We start from the raw sequence: 22,024 nt of genomic DNA, 5'->3' as shown, positions 1-22,024 counted from the left end.
CTGGTTACCAGCCTTCACGTTAAACCTCGAAGGCTGGTTTACAACCAAGCTGTCTTTTGCTTGCTGCCCACCTGCAACGCCACGTTCTTTGGGTAACAGTCGCATTGCTGTCATAAATTAATCCGTTTGCCCGAATCGGGTGCTTATAATCAATTATCTGTCTCTAACGTAAACGTGATGGGGTGAAGGTTTATGAGTGAAACATTGCTTATCGCGAAGGTGCCGCCGGCACAGGATTTAGTGATTTTATCGGCTCTGGCTAACCGTCATGGCTTGATTACTGGCGCGACCGGCACGGGTAAAACAGTCACCCTGCAAAAAATGGCTGAGCAATTTTCCCGTATTGGTGTGCCGGTATTTCTCGCCGATGTGAAAGGGGATTTATCTGGCATTGGGGCGGAAGGGGTTGATTCGGAAAAACTCCAAACCCGACTGGCAGCGATAGGTGTTACGGATTGGCAGCCACAAGCTTGCCCGATTGTGCCGTGGGATATCTTCGCTGAAAAGGGTCATCCGATCCGTGCCACTATTTCCGATCTTGGCCCGCTGCTGCTAGGTCGTCTGCTTGATCTGAATGACGTGCAAAGTGGTGTGTTGCAACTGGTATTCAAAATTGCCGATGACAACAACCTGCTGCTGCTTGATATGAAAGACTTGCGGGCTATCGTGCAATATGTTGGTGACAACGCGAAACAGTTCCGTACGCAATACGGCAACATCACGCCGGCCTCAATTGGTGCTATCCAGCGTGGTTTACTGGCTTTGGAAGAGCAAGGTGCCAATCAATTCTTTGGCGAGCCGATGCTGGATATTCACGATTTAATGCAAATCGACAGCCATGGGCAGGGAGTTATCAATCTGTTAGCGGCTGATCGGTTAATTAATCAGCCCAAACTGTATGCGATTTTTCTGTTGTGGTTGCTGGCTGAACTTTTCGAGCAACTTCCTGAAGTGGGTGATGTTGATAAACCTAAGCTGGTGTTTTTCTTTGATGAAGCCCATCTGTTGTTCAGTGATGCGCCAACGGCGCTGGTGGATAAAGTTGAACAGGTGGTCCGGCTGATTCGCTCGAAAGGGGTCGGCATCTATTTTGTGACGCAAAATCCATTAGATATTCCCGATAAAATCCTCGGTCAACTGGGCAACCGGGTACAGCATGCTCTGCGTGCCTTTACCCCACGGGATCAAAAAGCAGTTAAAGCTGCAGCTCAGACTATGCGCGCGAATCCGGCATTCAGTGCCGAACAGGTGATTACCGAATTGGGGGTTGGCGAGGCTCTCATCTCTTTCCTTGATGAGAAAGGGCGGCCTAATGTGGTCGAGCGGGGTATGGTTATCGCGCCACAATCAAAAATGGGCGCATTGGATGCGGCAGCGCGTAATCACGCCATCAATCATTCCCCACTATATGGTCGTTATGAAGAAGGGGTGGATCGCGAGTCTGCTTATGAGAAATTATCTGCGGGTGGATTCTCTACCATGGGGGATGCAGCGCCCGGAGGGGGGGCGGCTTCTCAGCCGTCAACCGATCAGCAGGGTAGTGCGGGCGGTGGTTTGATGGATGGGCTGAATGATTTACTGTTTGGTTCTACCGGCCCGCGCGGTGGCAAACGTGATGGTATCGTCCAGACGGCAGCTAAGAGCATGGCGCGGGACTTGGGGCGACAAATTTTGCGTGGTGTCTTGGGGTCAATTACCGGTGGGCGTAAGCGTTAACCTGATTTTTTGGATATGAAATGCTGCTATTGATCGATAATTACGATTCGTTTACTTACAACCTCTACCAGTATTTTTGTGAATTGGGGGCTGAGGTGGTGGTTAAACGTAATGATGAGGTACAACTTGCTGATATTGAAAAGTTATCACCCTCACATTTGGTGATTTCGCCTGGCCCTTGCACGCCCAATGAGGCCGGAATTTCTTTAGCGGCCATCAACCATTTTGCCGGAAAATTACCGATACTGGGTGTTTGCTTGGGGCATCAGGCACTAGGGCAGGCTTTTGGCGCACGTGTAGTGCGAGCGCGGCAAGTGATGCACGGTAAAACCACGGCTATTTGCCATAATGGTCAGGGGGTTTTTCGGGGGCTTAACCAACCGCTGACCGTGACCCGTTATCACTCTTTGGTGATTGCGACCGACTCATTGCCAGACTGTTTTGAACTGACCGCCTGGACGGAACATGAGGGAGTGATGGATGAGATTATGGGTATCCGTCATCGCACCTTGTCATTGGAGGGGGTGCAGTTCCATCCTGAGAGTATCCTCAGCGAGCAAGGTCATCAATTATTAGATAATTTCCTTAAAAATTAGCTGGTTGAGTTGTATTTATTATTTAATTGTTTTTTTTGTTTGCCTGATTGTGATTTTTTATGCATATTTTGTGATTATATTTTCATATACCAATAATTGGTAACTCAATGGATTATACCCAAAGTAATTGGAGTTGCAGATAGGCAGCCCGCAAACGAATCCTGATGAGCTTACACAGTCAAGTGATTCAGGTGACAAATCTGTCGGGAACAGATTTGAACGCTGCTTGCAGCGGCCTCGAAGAGGTGAGGCCCAGGGATGGGCCGAATAATGCGTGCAGCTAACAACCCTGTAGCTTCAAGTGCGAAGGGGATATCAGGGTGGACAGTATAATGGCGGATAAGTTAGCAGTAACTCGCAGTACATTCGATCAGGTTATTTTGCCTGTTTATGCACCAGCACAGTTCATTCCGGTAAAAGGGAAGGGCAGCCGAGTGTGGGATCAACAAGGCAAGGAATATATTGATTTTGCTGGTGGAATTGCGGTTACTGCTCTGGGGCATTGCCACCCGGCGCTGGTAGCGGCATTGCATCAGCAAGGTGAGACGTTATGGCATACCAGTAACGTTTTCACTAATGAGCCTGCACTGCGTTTGGCGCAAAAACTGATTGATGCCACCTTTGCGGATCGCGTGTTTTTTGCCAACTCGGGTGGCGAGGCAAATGAAGCGGCCTTTAAGCTGGCTCGTCATTATGCCATTGAACGTCATAGCCCCTATAAGACTAAAATCATTGCTTTCCATAATGCTTTCCATGGCCGCACCTTATTTACTGTATCGGTGGGTGGTCAGCCCAAGTATTCCGATGGTTTTGGCCCGAAACCTGCCGATATCATCCATGTGCCGTTTAATGATCTGGCTGCGGTGAAAGCCGTTATGGATGACCATACTTGTGCGGTGGTGCTCGAACCCATTCAGGGAGAAGGGGGGATCACCTCTGCGACGCCTGAATTTCTACAAGGGGTGCGGGCTTTATGTGATCAACATGATGCGCTGCTGGTATTTGACGAAGTACAAAGCGGTATGGGGCGTAGCGGCAAGCTATTTACCTATATGCATTATGGTGTGACGCCAGATATTCTGACCACGGCGAAAGCCTTAGGTGGTGGTTTCCCTATCAGTGCGATGCTAACCACGGAAGAAATTGCGTCGGTAATGGCGGTGGGAACTCACGGCACCACCTATGGGGGCAATCCTCTGGCCTGTGCCGTCGCTGAGGCTGCTCTGGATGTGATTAATACCCCTGAGGTACTTAATGGTATTGAACAGCGCCACAGCCTGTTTGTGCAGGCGCTGCAAGAGATCAATAACAAGTATCACCTGTTTGACGATATCCGTGGCATGGGGTTATTGATTGGTGCCGAGTTAACGCCGCAATACCATGGCCGTGCGCGCGAGTTGCTGATGGCTGCGGCGGCTAATGGCTTGATGGTCCTCAATGCCGGGCCAAATGTGTTGCGGTTAGCCCCTTCATTAGTGGTGGAGCTGGATGATATCAAACAAGGAATGGCGCGGTTAGAGCAAGCCATCGCCAGTCTGGTCCAGGGTTAACTCAATTATGGAGAGGTATTTTGCCTCTCCATTGCTATACATGCTCCCGTAATCTCTGACTGCGCCAAATACCGTGATGGGGTTGTTGTTGCCAAGCCATGGCAGACACCGTATGCATCACGCTTAAGTGTGACAAAACCCGGCGTAAATTACGTTCCAACTCAGAAATTTGTGTGTCCGGTGTGACATCCGGCATCTGCACGAAATCGTTATTCCCCTCGCTGTTGTCTGACTCCAGCCGTTGCTGGCATTGCTGAATGGCTATCTCACAGAGTTGTAAATAATCTGCCGCCAGTTCGACGCTGAGCTGAATGTGATATTTACCTGGTACTGAACTCCCCAAGGGATAAGCCCGCGTCAGGATAGTCATCTCATTGATATGCCCAACAATCAACTCACTGTGAGTGGCCCATAATCGCATATCTGCCAAATATTTTGAGTTGAACCCCGGCTCTTGCATCGCCTGATTTAAGGAGCTTAACACGGTGTTACTGGCCTTATTTACTTCAATGCGTTTATAGGCCAGTTGGTTGATATCAGGCTCAGGCGTCAGCAGCAAGCGCAAAATCTTCTGATATGCCTCTAGCGCCTGATGGGCATTCTTACGCAGTAAACCGCTCTGCCACTGAGGCCACAGCCATAGGGCGCTGGCAAAGGCCAATGCGCAGCCAATTAAGGTATCTAGCAATCGCGGAACCAAGAAGTCAGCGCCTTCTCCGGTCAATAATTGCAAGATATAGACTGCGGTTATGGTTCTGCCAACAACAGATAGCCCGTAGTTTTTACGTTGAACCAGATAAGCGGCAAGGGTAATGAGCAGCATAATGCCAAGGGTGGCACCCTCTGGCATTGGCAGATGCAATAGACCAGCGGCCAATATCAGCCCAATCAAGGTGCCGAGTGCACGGTGATGGATTCGTACCTTGGTGGCGTTATAACCGTTCTGCGTTACCAGCATCACAGTAAGCAAAATCCAATAAGGTTTGGGTAGATGAATTAAGTTACCGATATAGCTACCTGCTGCCAGTGTTACGCCCAGACGAGCCGCTTCCCGCAGTGCACCTGATTTGAACGACAGATAGCTGATCAACGCCGGCCAGAAAGGTTGTGGTTGTTGGCTGGACATCAGGTCACGGTCATACAGTGGTCGCCGGTCACTCAATAGCTGGGTCACGTGGCTGATATGGTAGTAGTAGAATTGTGCGACCGGGTTGTCTGGGTGTGCCTGTGCGATGCTTGCCAGTTCTGTCAGACCATCATCGGCAGTGAAATGCTCATCAGCATGGTGGTGATAGAGAATGTCGTTGGCGATGCTGCGCATTTGAGCTGAGATTTTCTGGCAATTACGGCGTATCACGCTCTCAATCTGTGTCTGCTCCATTAACTCTTGTGCTTTTTCTGGCTGAATCAGGGCCGCAGTAATGTGCTCTTGCAAATCGAGAGCCATTTGGAACAATCCCAACAACCGTTTCTGTTCTTTCTTCGTGGTGTTATGAATCAGATTAAATTGCTGATAAAGCTGATTAATCTTGTCCATAATCGCCTGTTGTCTGTCCAGCAGCGGCGGTATCGATTTTTCCGGCTCAAGGTGCTGAGCAAACAGGCTGTATTTGGTGTCACAATAATCGGCTAGTAAGCGATAAAGCTGACTCAAAGGTTCGCGAATCGGTTGATCCTTGCAGAGTCGGAACCATAACCCGTTAAACACCCCATACCACAGTGTCCCTACGGCACACAGCAACGGGGCTTGCCAGATCGGAGCGCGGCCCACCATGCTGAGGCTGAAAATAGCAGCAATCAGTGCCGCGGGTAACAAATGGCCATTCAATTGGCTAATCGCCCCACTCACTCCTAGAACTAATGCCAGGCTGAGCATGACAGCAGGCAACGGAATATCCCATAGCAGCAGTTGCTGGGTTAGGAAGCTACTCACAGTAAACAGCGCGCCGCCGACCAGCAGACGCCGGAAAAAATGTTGGTGTGGTGTATCCAGTGAGGCAATGTTGCAACAGGCGGGTATCAGAGAAAACATCAAGCCCAGCCGAAGTTCGCCGAGAGCGAACCCTAATGCTGCAGGCAGGCAGAGCACTAATGTTTGGCGTAGTGCGTAATTAACTTCAGGATGATAAATAAGCCGTTGCCATTTCATAAAGGCCCCAGAAATTTATTGATCACAAAAGATTAAAAAACTGATGCCGACAGTATCGGCACCAGTTTAGGGGGAATTAACGGGTGCCGTAGACGACAATCGTTTTACCGTGTGCGGAGATCAGGTTTTGATCTTCCAGCATTTTTAGTATCCGCCCCACGGTTTCGCGGGAGCAGCCAACTATCTGACCAATTTCCTGGCGGGTAATTTTAATCTGCATCCCATCTGGGTGGGTCATGGCATCAGGTTGTTTTGCCAGATTAAGCAGCGTTTGTGCAATACGCCCAGTCACATCAAGGAAAGCAAGGTTGCCCACTTTCTCAGATGTAATCTGTAAGCGACTCGCCATCTGTGAAGATAGGCGCATTAAAATATCTGGATTGACCTGAATCAGCTGACGGAATTTTTTGTAAGAAATTTCAGCCACTTCACAGGCGGTTTTTGCTCTAACCCAGGCGCTACGTTCTTGGCCTTCTTCAAATAATCCAAGTTCGCCGATGAAATCTCCCTGATTAAGATAGGAGAGAATCATCTCTTTACCTTCCTCATCTTTGATAAGCACCGCAACGGAGCCTTTCACGATGTAGTAAAGCGTTTCGGCCTTTTCACCTTGGTGAATCAGCGTACTCTTCGATGGATATTTGTGGATATGGCAATGAGACAGGAACCATTCGAGAGTCGGGTCTGTTTGTGGCTTGCCGAGAACCATTCGCTGTTATCCTCTGTTGTTATCGCTGCCTAACATAACAGGGCTCAGAGTTCCCTGTACGGCGTGCTTATAAAATACACTTTCTCGTAGCATATTAATTTGCTCAACTGCCGAAAGGTATAGCCAAGATACGTACCGGGTAGAAACCCTCCACTGAGTATTGAGAAGCTACCCTATTTAATTCTAGAAACAACACTTTCGGTTCTGTTTGTAGCACAGGATGAAGCCAGTGTCTTGTGTTGTATCGCTTCAGCATGATGAACATCGGGTTACATTGCCAGTTTGTAAATGAAAGGGTAGTCTGGATCAGAAAATTTAACCGGGAGCAAGAGTTATGCAGGCACGTGTAAAGTGGGTTGAGGGGCTGACATTTTTGGGTGAATCGGCATCAGGTCATCAGGTGTTGATGGACGGTAATGCTGGAGACAAAGCACCGAGTCCGATGGAAATGTTGTTAATGTCAGCAGGCGGTTGTAGCGCGATTGATGTGGTCTCTATTTTACAAAAAGGCCGCAATGATGTGCGTGATTGCGAAGTGACATTAACCTCGCAGCGTCGCGAAGAGGCACCGCGTCTATTTACGCAAATCAACCTGCATTTTATTGTCAGCGGCAAAGGTCTGACCGACAAAATTGTGGAACGAGCCGTTGAGCTGTCAGCAGAAAAGTATTGCTCCGTCTCACTGATGTTGGGTAAAGCGGCGACGATTACCCACAGTTTTGAGATCCGTGACATCGCCTAAGCAAACCCTTCGTACTTGAAGCTGCAGGGTTGTTAGCTGCGTTCGCTCACCCGAATCACTTACTTATGTAAGCTCATCGGGATGAGTTCGTTTGCCGCCTACCTGCAGCTCCAATTACTTTGGGTTGGGATAGAGTCAAATTATTTTTTTCTCTCCAGCCATTGCTATACTGCGGCTTCAAGAATGAAGGAGATTAACCGATTTTCTCCCCTTCCAGCAACTGCTGCACTAGCGGCGCCATAATCAGCTCCATTGCCAGCCCCATTTTTCCGCCGGGTACCACTAATGTATTGATATTAGAGATAAATGATCCTTGCAACATCGCCAGTAAGTAAGGGAAATCAATTTGATCCAAACCCCGGAAATGAATAACCACAAAGCTTTCATCCAGTGACGGAATCGCTTTGGCAGCAAACGGATTTGATGTGTCAACGGTTGGCACGCGCTGGAAGTTGATATGAGTGCGTGAGAACTGCGGCGTAATGTAGTTGATATAATCATCCATGGAGCGCACTACGGAATCCATCACCGCTTCACGCGAATGGCCGCGTTCGCCGGTATCGCGTACTAATTTCTGAATCCACTCCAGATTGACGATAGGTACCACGCCCACCAACAGATCGACGTGTTTCGCCACATCATGATGTTCAGTCACCACGCCGCCATGCAGCCCTTCATAAAACAGCACGTCGGTGGGTTGTGGTAATGCTTCCCACGGGGTAAACGTGCCGGGAATTTGGTTGTATGGCACCGCTTCATCATAGGTATGTAAATACTTACGTGAACAGCCAGTGCCGTGTTCACCGTATTCCGACACACTTTGCTCCAACTGGCCAAAGTCATTGGCTTCGGGGCCAAAATAGCTGATATGTCGGCCTTGATCTCGTGCTTTACGGATGGCTGCATCCATCTCAGGGCGGGTATAGCGATGGAAACTGTCACCTTCAATTTGCGCTGCGCGAATATTCAATTGCTGAAAGATCTTACGGAACGCCAGGCTAGTGGTGGTTGTCCCTGCGCCACTTGAGCCGGTAACGGCTATAACCGGATGTTTAGTCGACATATTAGCTGTAACTCCATGGGGGTTAGATCTTCAGTGACTGGGCTGCAATCGCCTGTTTTTTTATCGTTGATGATTATTTTTAGGGCAAAGTGGCGGGCTTGTCACCCTGTTTCAGCCAATGTCTTCGTAACAGCGAGAGGACTATTGCTGCTCTTCTGCTCCGGCGCGAAATGCGCTGCGCGGCATAATATTGATGGTTTCATGTAATTCGGACCACACCAATATGGCTTCACCGCTGATCAACTGGCGGCGCACATCCTCGACTTTTTGCGCTAATGAGCGCTCATGCTCGCCGTAATCGGTACCTTCACGTAACACAAAGGCTTCAAGTAAGTTATCCAGCGTTTCACCGTCAACTTGCTGCCAGGGAACTATCATTGCTGTTGCTCCAGATAAGGGGAAAGCCAGGCCGGAATACGTTGTTCCAGCCACATTTGTGGGTGTTTCAATGAGCCACTGACGAAACCAACGTGACCGCCATGTTCGGTTAACTGATAGTCAATATTGGCCGGTAACTCGCTGAGATCCGGGATAACTTCAGCCGTCATAAACGGATCATCTTTGGCATGAATGATCAGCAGCGGAGTCGTAATCTGCGGCAATAGCGGCAGGGCGCTGCAACGGCGATAATAATCAACGGCATCATTAAAACCATGAATTTTAGCAGTAATGACATCATCAAAATCTCTGATTCGCCGCAACCCTTTCAATTGAGCCAGATCCAAAGGCAGACTTCCGGGGTAATGCAAAAGCTTACGCGTGGCATTTAACTTTAGTTGGCCCAGTAAATAATGCTGATAGACCCGGGAGAAACCTTGCTCCATACGATTAGCACAGGGTTCAAGCATCAGTGGTGCTGACACCACCACTGCGGCCTGCAACAGGCTATCTTGGCCTTGCTCTGCCAAATACATCGCCAGCATATTGCCACCCAAAGAGACCCCGACGGCGGCGGTTGGCACCTGGCCATAGCGCTCTCGAAGCCAGCGGAGAAAGAAGCGAGCATCTTCTGTTTCACCGGAGTGATAAATGCGTGACTTACGATTTGGCTCTCCACTGCATCCACGAAAATGCATCACCACACCGAGCCAGCCTTTGGCTTGCCATGCACTTAATAACCCATGGGCATAAGGGCTGTAAAAATTACCTTCCAAACCGTGGAAGAGTACGACTCTGGGTTTATCTCTCGCCAGCTCGGGATTTTCACTCCAGGCCAGATCGACAAAATCGCCATCAGGCAGTTCCAGCCGTTGCCAGAACGGTTGCAATTGCACATGCCGTCTGACCAGTCGTGGCAACAGTGTTTGTAGATGTGGATTACTGGCTCCGGCCAGTGGGCGAAATAATTCATGCATATAGTGAATGGAAATCATGTTGTTGCTCTTGTGTGATCAATAACACACTGTTAGCTTCATGGGTATATCGCGCATCATTTTGGGTGAGAGGCACCCGTCTCATGGAACTGAGTTTATTTCTTTCAATGGTAGGCTTTCTTTGGGTTGCAGCTATTACCCCCGGTCCAAACAATATGTTATTGACCTCTGCGGGGGCTAACTTCGGCTTTATGCGTTCTATCTGGCTGATGTTAGGTATTATGTTAGGCATGCAGAGCATGTTGCTGTTGGTAGCTTTTGGTGTCGGCGGCCTGATTCTTATCTACCCCTCCCTCCATCTGGTTCTGAAAATTTTGGGTAGCCTATATCTGCTATGGCTGGCATGGAAAATTGCCACTTCTGCCTATGAGAAATTGGAAACCAATGTCGTACCGCCAAAACCGTTGCGTCTGTATCAAGGCTGGTTATTGCAGTTCCTTAATCCCAAAGCCTGGTTGATGGGACTCGGGTCAGTCGCCAGCTTCAGTATGACCGGGGCCGCTTATAATCATTCTATCGTAATGATAAGCCTTGGTATGTTTATGGTGAACCTGGTGGCCGGTATCATTTGGCTGGGTTTTGGTACTTTGATTGGGCGCTTGTTACGCAGCCGCCGTGCCTGGTTTAGCTTTAATATCTCGATGGGCTTGCTGACGGCAGCTTGTGTGTTATTGATTTGGCATTAATCAGTGGAGCTAATAGATGGCCTATAACTATTTTCATGTTGATGCTTTTGTTGGCGCAGGGTTATCTGGCAACCCGGCAGGGGTGTATCTGCTGAAGAAACCGTTGTCGGCCGCAGAGATGCAAAGTATCGCGGCCGAGATTAATTTACCGGAAACCAGTTTTGTCTGGGATGAAGGGGATAAATCGGCGATCCGCTGGTTTACGCCGGAACGTGAAGTCGACTTATGTGGACACGGCACATTGGCGGCGGCGCATGTGATGTTCAGCATCATTAATCCTGGCTTGCATGATATCTGTTTTCGCAGTGCCAGCGGTGACTTGTACGTCAAGCGCGATGGCGATAACTTCGGCCGACTGTCGCTGGATTTCCCTTCATTACCGCCCGACCAAATTGCTGTCGCGGCAGAGTTGAGTGCATTGCTTGGCAGCAACATTCAGCAGGTATGGCAGGCAAAATCTCTGTTGGTGGTGCTGGAAAACGAGCAGCAGGTACAGCAGTTACAACCCGATATTGTTGCGCTGATTGCCTATACCGGTCGTGGGGTGATTGTGACCGCGCCGGGTGATGAAGTGGATTTTGTTTCGCGTTACTTTACCCTTGGCAGCAATGAAGATCCGGTTACCGGCTCAGCCCATTGTACCTTAATGCCCTATTGGGTCGCGCGACTGGGAAGGTCATCACTGCACGCCCGGCAGATATCAGCACGCGGTGGCGAATTATTCTGCACCTTAGCCGGTGATCGTACTTTAATTGCCGGTGATGCCCGCATTTTTATGAAAGGCCAAATAGATCTTTAAGTTAACTGCATAGACAATTCCTTCAGATTTTTATTATCACTAAAAGGAATAAAGAATATTCTTTTATTCCTTTTATCGTATTACTCCTTCGGGTAACACTGTCATCTCAGAGCGCCCGGTGCGCTCAGGGTCGCAGCGATAGCGAATGACACAGTTAACCCAGCGGAGTGAACCATGGCGATAACCTTATCTTCTGCAAGTCTTACCGCCGCAATACGCGGCTTTTTACGGCCAGGTGGTGCACTGTTAGCTCTGTCGCTAGTTGCTGCCAGTGCACATGCTGTCGATGTGACAGTGGCTTATCAAACTTCCGCAGAACCGGCAAAAGTCGCGCAAGCGGATAACAGCTTTGCCAAGTTGTCCGGTGCCAATGTGGATTGGCGCAAGTTTGACAGCGGCTCTAGCGTTGTGCGGGCATTGGCCTCGGGTGATGTACAAATTGGTAATATCGGCTCCAGCCCATTAGCCGTTGCTGCCAGCCAAAAGGTGCCAATTGAGGTCTTCCTACTGGCGTCACAACTGGGAAGCTCAGAGGCGCTGGTGGTGAAGAAAGACATTAAAACCCCACAAGATTTAATTGGTAAACGTATTGCCGTGCCGTTTATCTCCACGACACATTACAGTCTGCTGGCAGCCCTGAAACATTGGGGAATTAAGCCGGATCAGGTCACAATCCTCAACTTGCAGCCACCTGCTATCGCCGCCGCTTGGCAGCGGGGTGACATTGATGGCGCTTATGTTTGGGCTCCTGCCGTTAACGAATTAGCCAAAACCGGTACCGTCCTGACTGATTCTGCCCAAGTAGGTCAATGGGGCGCGCCAACCCTGGATGTCTGGGTGGTGCGCAAAGACTTCGCCAAAGCCCATCCTGAGGTGGTTACCGCCTTCGCCCGCAGTGCATTGGCCGCCCAAGGTGCTTATCTGGCCCAACCAGAACAATGGCTGAAAAATCAGCAGTATCTGGGGCAGCTTTCGCGCTTAAGTGGTGTCCCTACCGATCAAGTGCCGGAGCTGGTGAAGGGCAATACTTATTTGCCTGTCGCTGAGCAGATAACGCAACTGGGTCAACCAGTGGATCAGGCCATCCGCGATACTGCCGCGTTCCTGAAAGAGCAAGGCAAAATCCCGCAAATTGCCAGTGATTATAGTGATTTCGTCACTGACCGCTTTGTGAAAGCAGTGCAGGCCACACCGCAGTCCTAGGAGTCATCATGCTAAACGTGCGCGGCCTGTGGGCCGAATATCAGGGCAAACCTGCCTTACAGGATGTGTCACTACAAATCGCATCTGGAGAGTTGCTCGTGGTATTGGGGCCATCAGGTTGCGGTAAAACCACGTTATTGAATCTAATTGCCGGATTTATGGAGCCTTCAGCTGGCAGCATCACTCTGGATGATATACCGGTTCACGGCCCGAGTGCCGAACGGGGAGTGGTGTTCCAGCATGAGGGCTTACTGCCGTGGCGGGATGTGGTCAGCAATGTGGAGTTTGGCCTGCAACTGGCAGGATTAAGCAAACAACAGCGGCGCGAAACTGCCCTGAAAATGCTTCATCGGGTAGGGTTAGCTGGTTTTGAACATCACCTTATTTGGCAACTCTCTGGTGGGATGCGCCAACGAGTAGGGATTGCCCGTGCACTGGCGGTTGACCCGCGCTTGTTGCTGTTGGATGAGCCGTTTGGCGCGCTGGATGCTTTTACCCGCGAGCAGATGCAAGAGCTGTTGCTGACTATTTGGCGTGATACCGGTAAACAAATTTTGCTGATCACCCACGATATCGAAGAGGCGGTGTTTCTGGCCAGCGAGCTGTTATTGCTGTCTCCAGGGCCGGGGCAGGTGGTCGAACGACTGTCGCTGAATTTTGGTCGGCGTTATGCCGCTGGTGAGCCATGCCGATCCATTAAGTCTGATCCTGAATTTATCGCCCGCCGCGAATATGTGTTGGGTAAAGTCTTCCAGCAACGGGAGGTATTGATATGAGCCTGCACAGCACGTTACGTAATCAAGCCGTCACGCTGCCGGTTCACCGCCTACCGGCTAACGATGAACCCCCGCTGATTGCCAAGAAAGCGGTTCGCCGTTTACCTGCGGGTAATGGCCTGTGGCTTAGCATCACTACTCTGATTGTGGTGGTCGCGTTATGGTGGGCGGTGACGGCGTTACAGCTTATCAGCCCACTCTTTTTACCCGCGCCGCAGCAGGTATTACATCAGTTATTGGTGATTGCCAGCCCGCAGGGGTTTATGGATGCCACGCTATGGCAACATCTGGCTGCCAGTTTGGGGCGAATTCTCATCGCATTACTCGCTGCGGTCGCACTTGGTGTTCCAACGGGCATTGCGATGGGGCTAAGCAGCACCGTACGGGGTGTGTTGGACCCACTGATTGAGATTTATCGCCCCGTTCCCCCCTTAGCCTATTTACCCCTTATGGTTATCTGGTTCGGCATTGGTGAAACCTCAAAGATCCTGCTGATTTATCTGGCGATATTTGCGCCGGTGACGTTAGCCGCTGTGGCTGGCGTGCGTAGCGTGGCACAGGTGCGGGTGAGAGCTGCTCGTGCATTGGGGGCCAGTCGCTGGCAGGTTTTATGGTTTGTGGTGCTCCCCAGCGCCTTGCCAGAAATCTTAACCGGTATCCGCATTGGGTTGGGTGTGGGGTGGTCAACGTTGGTGGCTGCGGAGCTTATTGCCGCTACGCGCGGATTGGGGTTTATGGTGCAATCAGCCGGTGAATTTCTCGCAACCGATGTCGTCATCGCCGGCATCAGTGTGATTGCTATTATCGCTTTTGGTATGGAGCTAAGTTTGCGGGCGATCCAACGTCGGCTAACACCTTGGTATGGAGCACAGCAATGAATGAACGCTTGGTAGTCACGCCGTTAGGGCCGCATATTGGTGCTTTGGTTGAGAATATTAATATTGCCCGCCCGTTGGGTGATAGTCAGTTTGAACAGCTTTATCACGCGTTACTCAAACATCAGGTACTGTTTTTCCGCAATCAGCCCATCACGCCATTACAGCAACGTGAACTGGCCGGGCGTTTTGGTGATTTACATATTCATCCGGTTTATCCGCACACCAAAGAGTGTGAGGAGATTATCGTGCTGGATACCCATGATAATAATCCGCCGGACAACGATAACTGGCACACCGACGTGACGTTTATTGCCAATCCGCCATTAGGTGCGATTCTAGCGGCAAAGCAGCTACCGCCAACCGGTGGTGATACCTTGTGGAGCAGTGGGATTGCGGCTTATGACGCACTTTCTGCTCCGTTTAAACAGCTTTTGGCCGGTTTACAGGCCGAGCATGACTTCGCGCACTCCTTCCCCGAGCACAAACATCGTGCGACCCCGGAAGAGCATCAACGATGGCTACTGGCTAAAGAGAATAATCCGCCGATATTGCATCCGGTGGTACGTACCCATCCGGTGAGTGGGCGTCAGGCATTGTTCGTCAATGAAGGATTCACCACCCGAATCGTTGAGTTGAGTGATAAAGAGAGCGATGCTTTACTGCGTTTCCTGTTTGCGCACACCACCAAACCCGAGTTTCAAGTACGCTGGCGCTGGCAGCAGGATGATGTGGCGATGTGGGATAACCGTGTCACCCAGCACTATGCCAATGCCGATTATCTGCCACAGCGGCGGGTGATGCATCGGGCGACTATTCTGGGGGATAGGCCGGTGTACCGGCCTGGTTAACGGGCGGTTTGATTTAGTCTGTGATTAACAATGAGCGGGCCGCTGCGTCAACAGCATCAACGGTGATGTCATCAACCTGTGGCCCGGCATGTAACAACACATGGCGGGTTAACGGGTACCAGCGCCGGTATTTTTCTGGCCGCGACTCAAACAGTGCGACGACCGGGATCTGTAATGCTGAACTGATATGGACCGGTGCGCTATCAGCCGAAATAACTACATCCAATTGACTGGCTGCGGCCACGAACTCATCAACTGACGGTGTGAATAGACTTCGGCCGTGGATGCTCGCCAGTTGCTGTTCACTTGGCGGTGCGATGGGATCATACAAAATCACTATCTCGGCCTGATCACTGAGCTTCAGTGCTAACTGTTGCCACTTTTCCCACGACCAACGCCGTTGCGGTGCTTTATTCGAGACAAACAGCCCGATGCGTGGCCGATTGTGTTCACCTAATTCTGCCTGCCATTTTGCCTGCAATTGTGGGTCAGGATAGAGATGTAACTTGAGCGTATCGATGTCGACCCGCCCCAGTTCGGGTAGCAGTGCAAAACCTGACAGTGCCTCATGGCGTATTGGCCGATTGGTCACATGGTCAGGATTGCGGTCATCAAATTCACTGCCCGGGTTATGCCAGCGGCTATCGACCACATTAAGTTGTTTAGCGAACTGGATACTGTTTTTGTTCATGCCACCGTTAGGGATAACCAGTAAATCAAAACGTAAACATCGCAGTCGCCAAATCAGGGCCAGACGATTAAACAGCGCCTTGATCCTGCCCGGTTGTTGGTTTCTTTCACATTGCTTACTGTAAACGTAGGTGTGAACGGTGCTGATATCGGGGTTACGTGCCAGTGCATCTCGATTGTATTTATTTGCCAGCACATGAATTTCGGCTGCTGGCCAGCGCTGCTTTAATGCATGTAATAAAGCAGTGGTACAAACCAGATCGCCAAGGAAATCAATTCGGATAACCAAAATGCGCTGCATCTATACATATTCCCAGAAGTAATTTTATGCCTTATTAAACATGAAAATTTCCTGAGTAATAACAAAAATAAACGTAAATTTGAGATCTATTTTGATAATGAATGCTTCTGCTGCGCATAACGCCATAGAGTGACTGATAAACGTACCGCTCGCCAGAACTCACTGATATTCCCCGCGCCCTGAAACAGCGCTTTGGGTAAGCCTAATGCCTTAAACTCAGCCGCGAGTGCCGAACGTTCTGGTGACGGGGATAATCTCTTACGCATCAACCCAAAAAAATGGCCGCTCTCCTGATTAGCGTGACGTAACAGCGCACGGCATAACGGCGGTTGTTGCGTGGCAGAAAGGTTAATTAGCGCGTTAATAATTCTAAGATAGCTATTGGCGCGAGCCAACAAGGCTTGGGGTGACGGAGAGAGGGTGATGGAGTGTGGGTTGGTGCGATAACCATAAAATGGCGTATCACAGAAACCGACACGTTGTACGGCGAGTGCCAGATGGGTGGTCCACAGAATATCTTCATGTAGCATTCCAGGGATGAATGCGAGTTGATGGGTCGCGACCAATTCGCGCCGAATCAATTGTAGCCATACATAATGTGGCCACTCATTATGTTCAATACTGCGAATAACCCATTGCTGGCCGCTAAGTATCTCGCTCCACGGCTGTTTATATAACAAGGGGCTGCTGGGCGCTAGGTGGGGATCAGTGGTAAAGGTAAAACCATTACCTATCAGTAAATCTAATTGCTGCCGATTGGCCTGTTGCAACCAAGTTGATAAAGCATCAGAGGCCAGCCAGTCATCGCCATCAACAAAAGCAATCCAGGGGGCGGTTGCCCGAGCGATTCCGGCATTACGGGCCGCAGAAAGCCCCTGATTGGCCTGATTAACAATGACCAGCCGCGAATCACGGCGCGCGGCGGCTACTAATATCGTCAGGCTGTCATCGGTCGAACCATCATTGACGGCAATGATTTCCAATGACACACCCGACTGCTGGTACAATGAATCCAGTAGTTGTGTGAGGTAAGCGGCGCAATTAAATACCGGAACCACCACACTAATATCCTTATTAGTCATGATCTTATTATCCTTAATACTGGCGTTTTCTGAAAAGCGGGTTATCCCGCTTCAAATATCTTAGTGAGGTTCTCCAACTGCTCCTGAGCATCTAGCCAGTGCATTTCAGTCTCTTCAAGTTTGGTTTTCACTTGCGTCTGCTGCTGTAAACATTGGGTCAAATCAGCCTTACGTGCAATATCGTATAAGGCAGAATCAGCCAATTGTTCTTCGATGACTGCCAGCTCGGTACTGAGCTTATCCATCTGTTTTTCCAGCGTCATAATCTGCTTACGCAATGGCTGAGTCTGGGTTCGGAACTCTGCCTCACGGCGTTTTTGATCTTTACGCTGTTGGGCACTATTACCTGACAACTCTTTTGTCGGATTATCCTGCTGGCTTTGCTGGCGCTGCACATCGACCAAAAATTGCTGATAATCTTCTAAATCGCCGTCGAATTGCTCTACTTTGCCATCATGCACCAGATAGAGGTCATCGGTGGTGGAACGCAGTAAATGGCGGTCATGGGAAACCACCACCAATGCGCCTTCAAAATCAATTAAGGCTTCGGTTAGCGCCTGACGCATATCAAGATCAAGGTGGTTGGTTGGCTCATCGAGTAGCAATAGGTTAGGGCGCTGCCAGATAATCAGTGCCAGTACTAAACGTGCTTTTTCACCGCCGGAGAAGCGGGCCGTTGGGTCAGTAACCTGATCGCCCTGAAAACCGTAGCCACCTAAATAGTCGCGCAGTTGTTGTTCCGACTCTTTGGGTGCCAGGCGGCTCATATGCTGTAGCGGTGATTCATCCGCACGCAAAAACTCCAACTGATGCTGGGCGAAGTAACCCAGTTTAATCCCTTTGGATAAACCAATCTCACCGCTTTGTGGCTCTAAAGTGCCGGCTAGTAACTTAATTAGCGTAGATTTACCCGCACCATTGCGCCCCAACAGACCGATGCGTGAGCCGGGGACCAGATTGAGCTTAATGGACTGCAAAATCGTACGATCACCATAGCCTGCGCTCACTTTCTCCATGCGGAGTAGGGGGTCAGGCAAACTTTCCGGTGTACGGAAGCTGAAGTGGAATGGGTTATCCACATGGGCAGGTGCAATCAGTTCCATCCGCTCAAGCATCTTGATGCGGCTCTGAGCTTGTTTGGCTTTAGTCGCCTGTGCACGGAAACGGTCGATATAGCTTTGTAAATGCGCCACTTTTTCTTGCTGATGCTGATACATAGACTGCTGCTGCGAGAGCTTGGTCGCTCGCTGGCGTTCGAAAGATGAATAGTTACCGGTATATTCATTCAGCGTCTGCTGTTCAATATGCAGAATCTTATCAATAATAGGATCAAGGAAATCGCGGTCATGAGAAATTAATACCAGCGTGCCAGAATAACTTTTCAGCCACTTTTCCAGCCAGATAACCGCATCTAAATCCAAGTGGTTGGTTGGTTCATCCAGTAGCAGCAAATCAGAGCGGCAAACCAGCGCTTGGGCCAGGTTAAGGCGCATGCGCCAGCCGCCGGAAAATGAACGTACCGGTTGCTGTAATTGCTCTTGAGAAAACCCCAGCCCGTGTAGCAAACTGGCGGCACGGGATTGAATTGTCCAGGCATGGATGGCATCAAGTTTGCCGTGCACGGTGGCGATGGCATGACCATCGTTTTTTTCATTAGCGGCCTGAAGTTCGGCCTCCAATTGGCGATATTCGCGATCCCCGTCGATAACATACTCTATCGCCGGAATATCCAGTGCCGGAGTTTCCTGATTAACCCAGGCCAGTGCCCAGTTACTGGGGAAAGTGGCATTGCCCCCATCGGCGCTCAGTTCGCCTTTGAGCAACGCCAGCAGGGTGGATTTACCACATCCGTTCTTGCCGACCAGCCCGACCTTTTGGCCAGGATTAATCGTTGCTGTAGCGTTGTCCAGCAAGACGCGGGTACCACGTCGTATTTGAAGCGAAGAAAAAACAATCATAGAGTGCCGTATGTTTAGAGTTTACCCGTCATACTTCAAGCTGCATGTGTGTTGGCTGCGATCGCTCACCCGAATCACTTACTCTAGTAAGCTCATCGGGATTCTCTCGCTTGCCGCCTTCCTGCAACTCGAATTATTTTGGGTATATGTTAAATTATTATCCCCGTGGTTCTTGTCGCTACCGACGGGTAACGCCAATGACTTTGGGTATAAATCTTAGTCTTTTTTAGTCTTTGCGAAGTATGGTAACGGAAAAACCGGACCCTGACGACGCTTTGGAGGGGAATGATGTCGCAGCCACCGAAGGTTTTGCTGCTGTATGCCCATCCGGAATCACAAGACTCGGTGGCAAACCGGGTTTTACTGCAACCGGTGCAGCAGTTAGAACATGTTACTGTGCACGATCTCTATGCACATTATCCTGATTTCTTTATTGATATTCACCATGAGCAGCAATTGCTACGTGAGCATCAAGTTATTGTATTTCAACATCCTCTCTATACCTACAGTTGCCCGGCGTTGCTGAAGGAGTGGCTGGACCGGGTATTAGCTCGTGGGTTTGCCAATGGTGTGGGTGGTCATGCTCTGACGGGTAAGTATTGGCGCTCGGTAATTACCACCGGCGAACCGGAAGGGGCCTATCGGGTAGGGGGCTATAACCGCTATCCGATGGAAGATATTCTGCGCCCTTTCGAATTGACAGCGGCTATGTGCCATATGCATTGGATGAACCCGATGATTATATACTGGGCGCGACGTCAGAAACCGGAAGTCTTAGCCAGCCATGCGCAAGCTTATACGCAGTGGTTGCTGTCGCCGTTGCCTGCGGGAGGGCACTGATATATGGAAGGCTCAGCGCTACTTACTGCCATTTTATTATTTTTATTTGCCGCTGTGGTTGCGGTTCCTATTGCTCAACGCCTGGGTATTGGTGCGGTGTTGGGTTATCTGATAGCCGGTATTGCTATTGGTCCATGGGGGTTAGGTTTTATACGTGATGTTGACGAAATACTGCACTTCTCCGAGCTTGGTGTGGTGTTTCTGATGTTTATCATTGGGTTGGAGTTGAATCCAGCCAAGCTATGGCAGTTGCGGCGCTCTATTTTTGGTGTCGGTGCGGGTCAGGTTGTTATTACAGCGGCAGTATTGGGGGCATTACTCTATTTCACTCAGTTCGCCTGGCAGGCGGCGGTTATCGGTGGCATTGGTTTAGCAATGTCCTCGACCGCGATGGCATTGCAGCTAATGCGGGAAAAAGGCATGAACCGCAACGAAGGCGGGCAGCTCGGATTCTCGGTGTTACTGTTCCAGGATATGGCGGTTATACCTGCTTTGGCGTTGATCCCTATTCTGGCGGGGGGCGGTGGTGCTGCCAATGATTGGGTCAAAATTGGTATTAAAGTTGCGGCGTTTGCGGGCATGTTGATTGGTGGTCGCTATCTGCTGCGCCCCTTGTTTCGCTATATTGTCGCCTCTGGTGTGCGGGAGGTTTTTACTGCGGCCGCATTACTGGTGGTATTAGGTTCTGCACTGTTTATGGATGCATTGGGCCTATCGATGGCGTTAGGGACATTTATCGCCGGGATATTACTGGCCGAAAGTGAATTTCAGCACGAACTGGAAATTGCCATCGAACCTTTTAAAGGGTTATTGCTCGGGTTGTTCTTTATTTCGGTTGGGATGGCGCTGAATCTTGGTGTGCTATTCACTCACCTGCTGGATGTGTTGTTAGGTGTGCTGGCGCTGGTATTTATCAAAGGCACCGTATTGTATGGTTTGGCACGTACATTTGGCTTGCGCCGTTCGGTGCGCTTGCAATTTGCCGGAGTGCTCAGTCAGGGCGGTGAATTTGCTTTCGTCTTGTTCTCCGCTGCATTCTCTCAACATGTTCTAAATGCTGAACAACTGGCATTGCTGCTGGTGGTGGTTACGTTGTCGATGATGACGACACCATTATTGATGCAGGCTATCGATCGCATTCTGATCCGCCGTTATAACGCGCAGGAAGAGAGCGATGAGAAGCCGTTCGTGGAAGATAATGATCCGCAGGTGATTATTGTTGGTTTTGGGCGATTTGGTCAGGTGATTGGCCGCCTACTGATGGCGAACAAAATGCGTATTACCGTGTTAGAACGTGATGTCAGTGCGGTGAGTGTGATGCGCAAATACGGTTACAAAGTCTATTACGGCGATGCCACCGAATTGGAACTGTTGCGGGCCGCCGGCGCGGAAAAAGCTAAAGCTATTGTTATCACCTGTAATGAGCCGGAAGATACCATGACATTGGTGCATCTGTGCCAGCAACATTTCCCTGATTTGCACATTCTGGCGCGTGCCAGAGGGCGTGTTGAAGCACATGAACTGTTGCAAAATGGCGTCAAAGACTTCACCCGCGAAACCTTTTCCAGTGCGCTGGAGTTGGGGCGTAAAACGCTATTGGGATTGGGAATGCATCCACATCAAGCTTATCGGGCGCAACAACATTTCCGTCGTCTTGATATGCGGATGCTGCGTGAATTGGTGCCGCAGCATCATGGTGATGTGGCGCAAATCTCCAGAGTTAAAGAGGCCCGCCGTGAACTGGAAGATATTTTCCAGCGAGAAATGCTACATGAAAGTCGGCAGTTAGATGGGTGGGATGAATACGAATAATGTCGGAGAAAACGATGACAAGTGCTCTTAATAAGACAAAAACGCGCAAAAGATTTATCGCTGGAGCGGTTTGTCCAAAATGTAAGGCATTGGATACATTGGCTTTATGGCGTGAAGATCAGGTAGAGGTGGTCGAGTGTGTCAAGTGTGGTCACCATCAACGCCAGACGGATGAACAGGTCAATCAACACGTCCGCCCGCATGAACAAGTGATCGGTATTTTCCATCCCGAGTAGCGTTATCCTTCGCGATT

General features: G+C 50.0%; 21 protein-coding genes. 13 read left to right on the top strand and 8 right to left on the bottom strand.

What is annotated here, in order from left to right; translation table 11 throughout:
* The first annotated feature begins 192 nt into the window (after nt 1-192).
* From V2A84_RS17915 to argD, 3 genes are all read left to right on the top strand, one after another.
* A complete protein-coding gene (locus V2A84_RS17915; protein ID WP_083161194.1) occupies nt 193-1,716 on the top strand; it encodes a helicase HerA-like domain-containing protein in 1,524 nt (507 codons plus the stop codon).
* Between the two features lie 20 nt (nt 1,717-1,736).
* Nucleotides 1,737-2,312 (top strand): aminodeoxychorismate synthase component II, encoded by a 576-nt coding sequence (locus V2A84_RS17910; protein WP_083161192.1) that lies wholly within the window; start codon nt 1,737-1,739, stop codon nt 2,310-2,312.
* Between the two features lie 332 nt (nt 2,313-2,644).
* Nucleotides 2,645-3,862, top strand: coding sequence for a bifunctional acetylornithine/succinyldiaminopimelate transaminase (argD, locus tag V2A84_RS17905; RefSeq protein ID WP_083161190.1), 1,218 nt, complete (start codon nt 2,645-2,647; stop codon nt 3,860-3,862).
* 34 nt (nt 3,863-3,896) lie between these two features.
* Here the strand turns inward: argD and V2A84_RS17900 are convergent, their stop codons facing one another.
* Both V2A84_RS17900 and crp read right to left on the bottom strand, forming a co-directional pair.
* Entirely contained in the window at nt 3,897-6,011 is a 2,115-nt protein-coding gene (locus V2A84_RS17900) for a YccS/YhfK family putative transporter (protein ID WP_083161188.1), read from the bottom strand.
* 76 nt (nt 6,012-6,087) lie between these two features.
* Entirely contained in the window at nt 6,088-6,720 is a 633-nt protein-coding gene (gene crp, locus V2A84_RS17895) for a cAMP-activated global transcriptional regulator CRP (RefSeq protein WP_005186183.1), read from the bottom strand.
* Nucleotides 6,721-7,054: 334 nt separating this feature from the next.
* Here crp and V2A84_RS17890 point away from each other — a divergent pair, with 334 nt between their 5' ends.
* On the top strand, nt 7,055-7,462 hold the full coding sequence (locus V2A84_RS17890; protein ID WP_004391459.1) for an OsmC family protein: 408 nt from the start codon (nt 7,055-7,057) through the stop codon (nt 7,460-7,462).
* Nucleotides 7,463-7,655: 193 nt separating this feature from the next.
* On the opposite strand, the gene V2A84_RS17885 is transcribed toward V2A84_RS17890, so the two are convergent.
* From V2A84_RS17885 to V2A84_RS17875, 3 genes are all read right to left on the bottom strand, one after another.
* A complete protein-coding gene (locus V2A84_RS17885; RefSeq protein ID WP_083161186.1) occupies nt 7,656-8,525 on the bottom strand; it encodes a phosphoribulokinase in 870 nt (289 codons plus the stop codon).
* A 141-nt stretch (nt 8,526-8,666) separates the two neighbouring features.
* A complete protein-coding gene (locus tag V2A84_RS17880; protein WP_032906589.1) occupies nt 8,667-8,903 on the bottom strand; it encodes a YheU family protein in 237 nt (78 codons plus the stop codon).
* The gene (locus V2A84_RS17875; protein WP_083163945.1) at nt 8,900-9,880 is read right to left on the bottom strand and encodes a hydrolase; all 981 of its coding nucleotides are present in this window, start codon (nt 9,878-9,880) and stop codon (nt 8,900-8,902) included. The genes V2A84_RS17880 and V2A84_RS17875 overlap by 4 nt, the downstream gene beginning before the upstream one ends.
* 101 nt (nt 9,881-9,981) lie before the next feature.
* Here V2A84_RS17875 and V2A84_RS17870 point away from each other — a divergent pair, with 101 nt between their 5' ends.
* From V2A84_RS17870 to tauD, 6 genes are all read left to right on the top strand, one after another.
* Nucleotides 9,982-10,584: a LysE family translocator gene (locus V2A84_RS17870; protein WP_083161184.1), complete on the top strand. Its 603-nt coding sequence runs from the start codon at nt 9,982-9,984 to the stop codon at nt 10,582-10,584.
* Between the two features lie 16 nt (nt 10,585-10,600).
* A complete protein-coding gene (locus V2A84_RS17865) occupies nt 10,601-11,383 on the top strand; it encodes a PhzF family phenazine biosynthesis protein (RefSeq protein WP_083161182.1) in 783 nt (260 codons plus the stop codon).
* A gap of 174 nt (nt 11,384-11,557) precedes the next feature.
* Complete coding sequence (gene tauA / locus V2A84_RS17860; protein WP_102970493.1) at nt 11,558-12,586, top strand: taurine ABC transporter substrate-binding protein; 1,029 nt, start codon at nt 11,558-11,560, stop codon at nt 12,584-12,586.
* An 8-nt stretch (nt 12,587-12,594) separates the two neighbouring features.
* Nucleotides 12,595-13,362 carry a taurine ABC transporter ATP-binding subunit gene (gene tauB, locus V2A84_RS17855; RefSeq protein ID WP_083161181.1) on the top strand — a complete coding sequence of 256 codons (768 nt, stop codon included), beginning with the start codon at nt 12,595-12,597 and terminating at the stop codon, nt 13,360-13,362.
* Nucleotides 13,359-14,240 carry a taurine ABC transporter permease TauC gene (gene tauC, locus V2A84_RS17850; RefSeq protein WP_102970492.1) on the top strand — a complete coding sequence of 294 codons (882 nt, stop codon included), beginning with the start codon at nt 13,359-13,361 and terminating at the stop codon, nt 14,238-14,240. The genes tauB and tauC overlap by 4 nt, the downstream gene beginning before the upstream one ends.
* Nucleotides 14,237-15,088: a taurine dioxygenase gene (tauD, locus tag V2A84_RS17845; protein WP_083161179.1), complete on the top strand. Its 852-nt coding sequence runs from the start codon at nt 14,237-14,239 to the stop codon at nt 15,086-15,088. Before tauC ends, tauD begins: the two co-directional genes overlap by 4 nt.
* Before the next feature lie 13 nt (nt 15,089-15,101).
* On the opposite strand, the gene V2A84_RS17840 is transcribed toward tauD, so the two are convergent.
* The 3 genes from V2A84_RS17840 to V2A84_RS17830 all read right to left on the bottom strand — a co-directional run bounded on the left by V2A84_RS17840 (nt 15,102) and on the right by V2A84_RS17830 (nt 19,119).
* The gene (locus V2A84_RS17840; protein ID WP_442848999.1) at nt 15,102-16,079 is read right to left on the bottom strand and encodes a glycosyltransferase family 9 protein; all 978 of its coding nucleotides are present in this window, start codon (nt 16,077-16,079) and stop codon (nt 15,102-15,104) included.
* A gap of 86 nt (nt 16,080-16,165) precedes the next feature.
* Entirely contained in the window at nt 16,166-17,161 is a 996-nt protein-coding gene (locus tag V2A84_RS17835; RefSeq protein WP_193784746.1) for a glycosyltransferase, read from the bottom strand.
* 41 nt (nt 17,162-17,202) lie between these two features.
* A complete protein-coding gene (locus V2A84_RS17830; RefSeq protein ID WP_083161177.1) occupies nt 17,203-19,119 on the bottom strand; it encodes an ABC transporter ATP-binding protein in 1,917 nt (638 codons plus the stop codon).
* Between the two features lie 288 nt (nt 19,120-19,407).
* Between V2A84_RS17830 and kefG the strand changes: the two genes are divergently transcribed.
* Genes kefG through V2A84_RS17815 form a run of 3 tightly spaced genes read left to right on the top strand, consistent with a single transcriptional unit; the run spans nt 19,408 to nt 22,007 of the window.
* Nucleotides 19,408-19,959 (top strand): glutathione-regulated potassium-efflux system ancillary protein KefG, encoded by a 552-nt coding sequence (kefG, locus tag V2A84_RS17825; RefSeq protein WP_193784847.1) that lies wholly within the window; start codon nt 19,408-19,410, stop codon nt 19,957-19,959.
* A gap of 3 nt (nt 19,960-19,962) precedes the next feature.
* A complete protein-coding gene (gene kefB, locus V2A84_RS17820) occupies nt 19,963-21,771 on the top strand; it encodes a glutathione-regulated potassium-efflux system protein KefB (protein WP_083161175.1) in 1,809 nt (602 codons plus the stop codon).
* Between the two features lie 14 nt (nt 21,772-21,785).
* Entirely contained in the window at nt 21,786-22,007 is a 222-nt protein-coding gene (locus V2A84_RS17815) for a YheV family putative zinc ribbon protein (RefSeq protein ID WP_372560345.1), read from the top strand.
* Nucleotides 22,008-22,024: the final 17 nt, after the last annotated feature.

It is taken from the genome of Yersinia sp. 2553 StPb PI (assembly GCF_052217105.1).
GTDB lineage: Bacteria > Pseudomonadota > Gammaproteobacteria > Enterobacterales > Enterobacteriaceae > Yersinia > Yersinia enterocolitica_E.
This window is presented reverse-complemented; position numbering and strand designations above follow the sequence as displayed.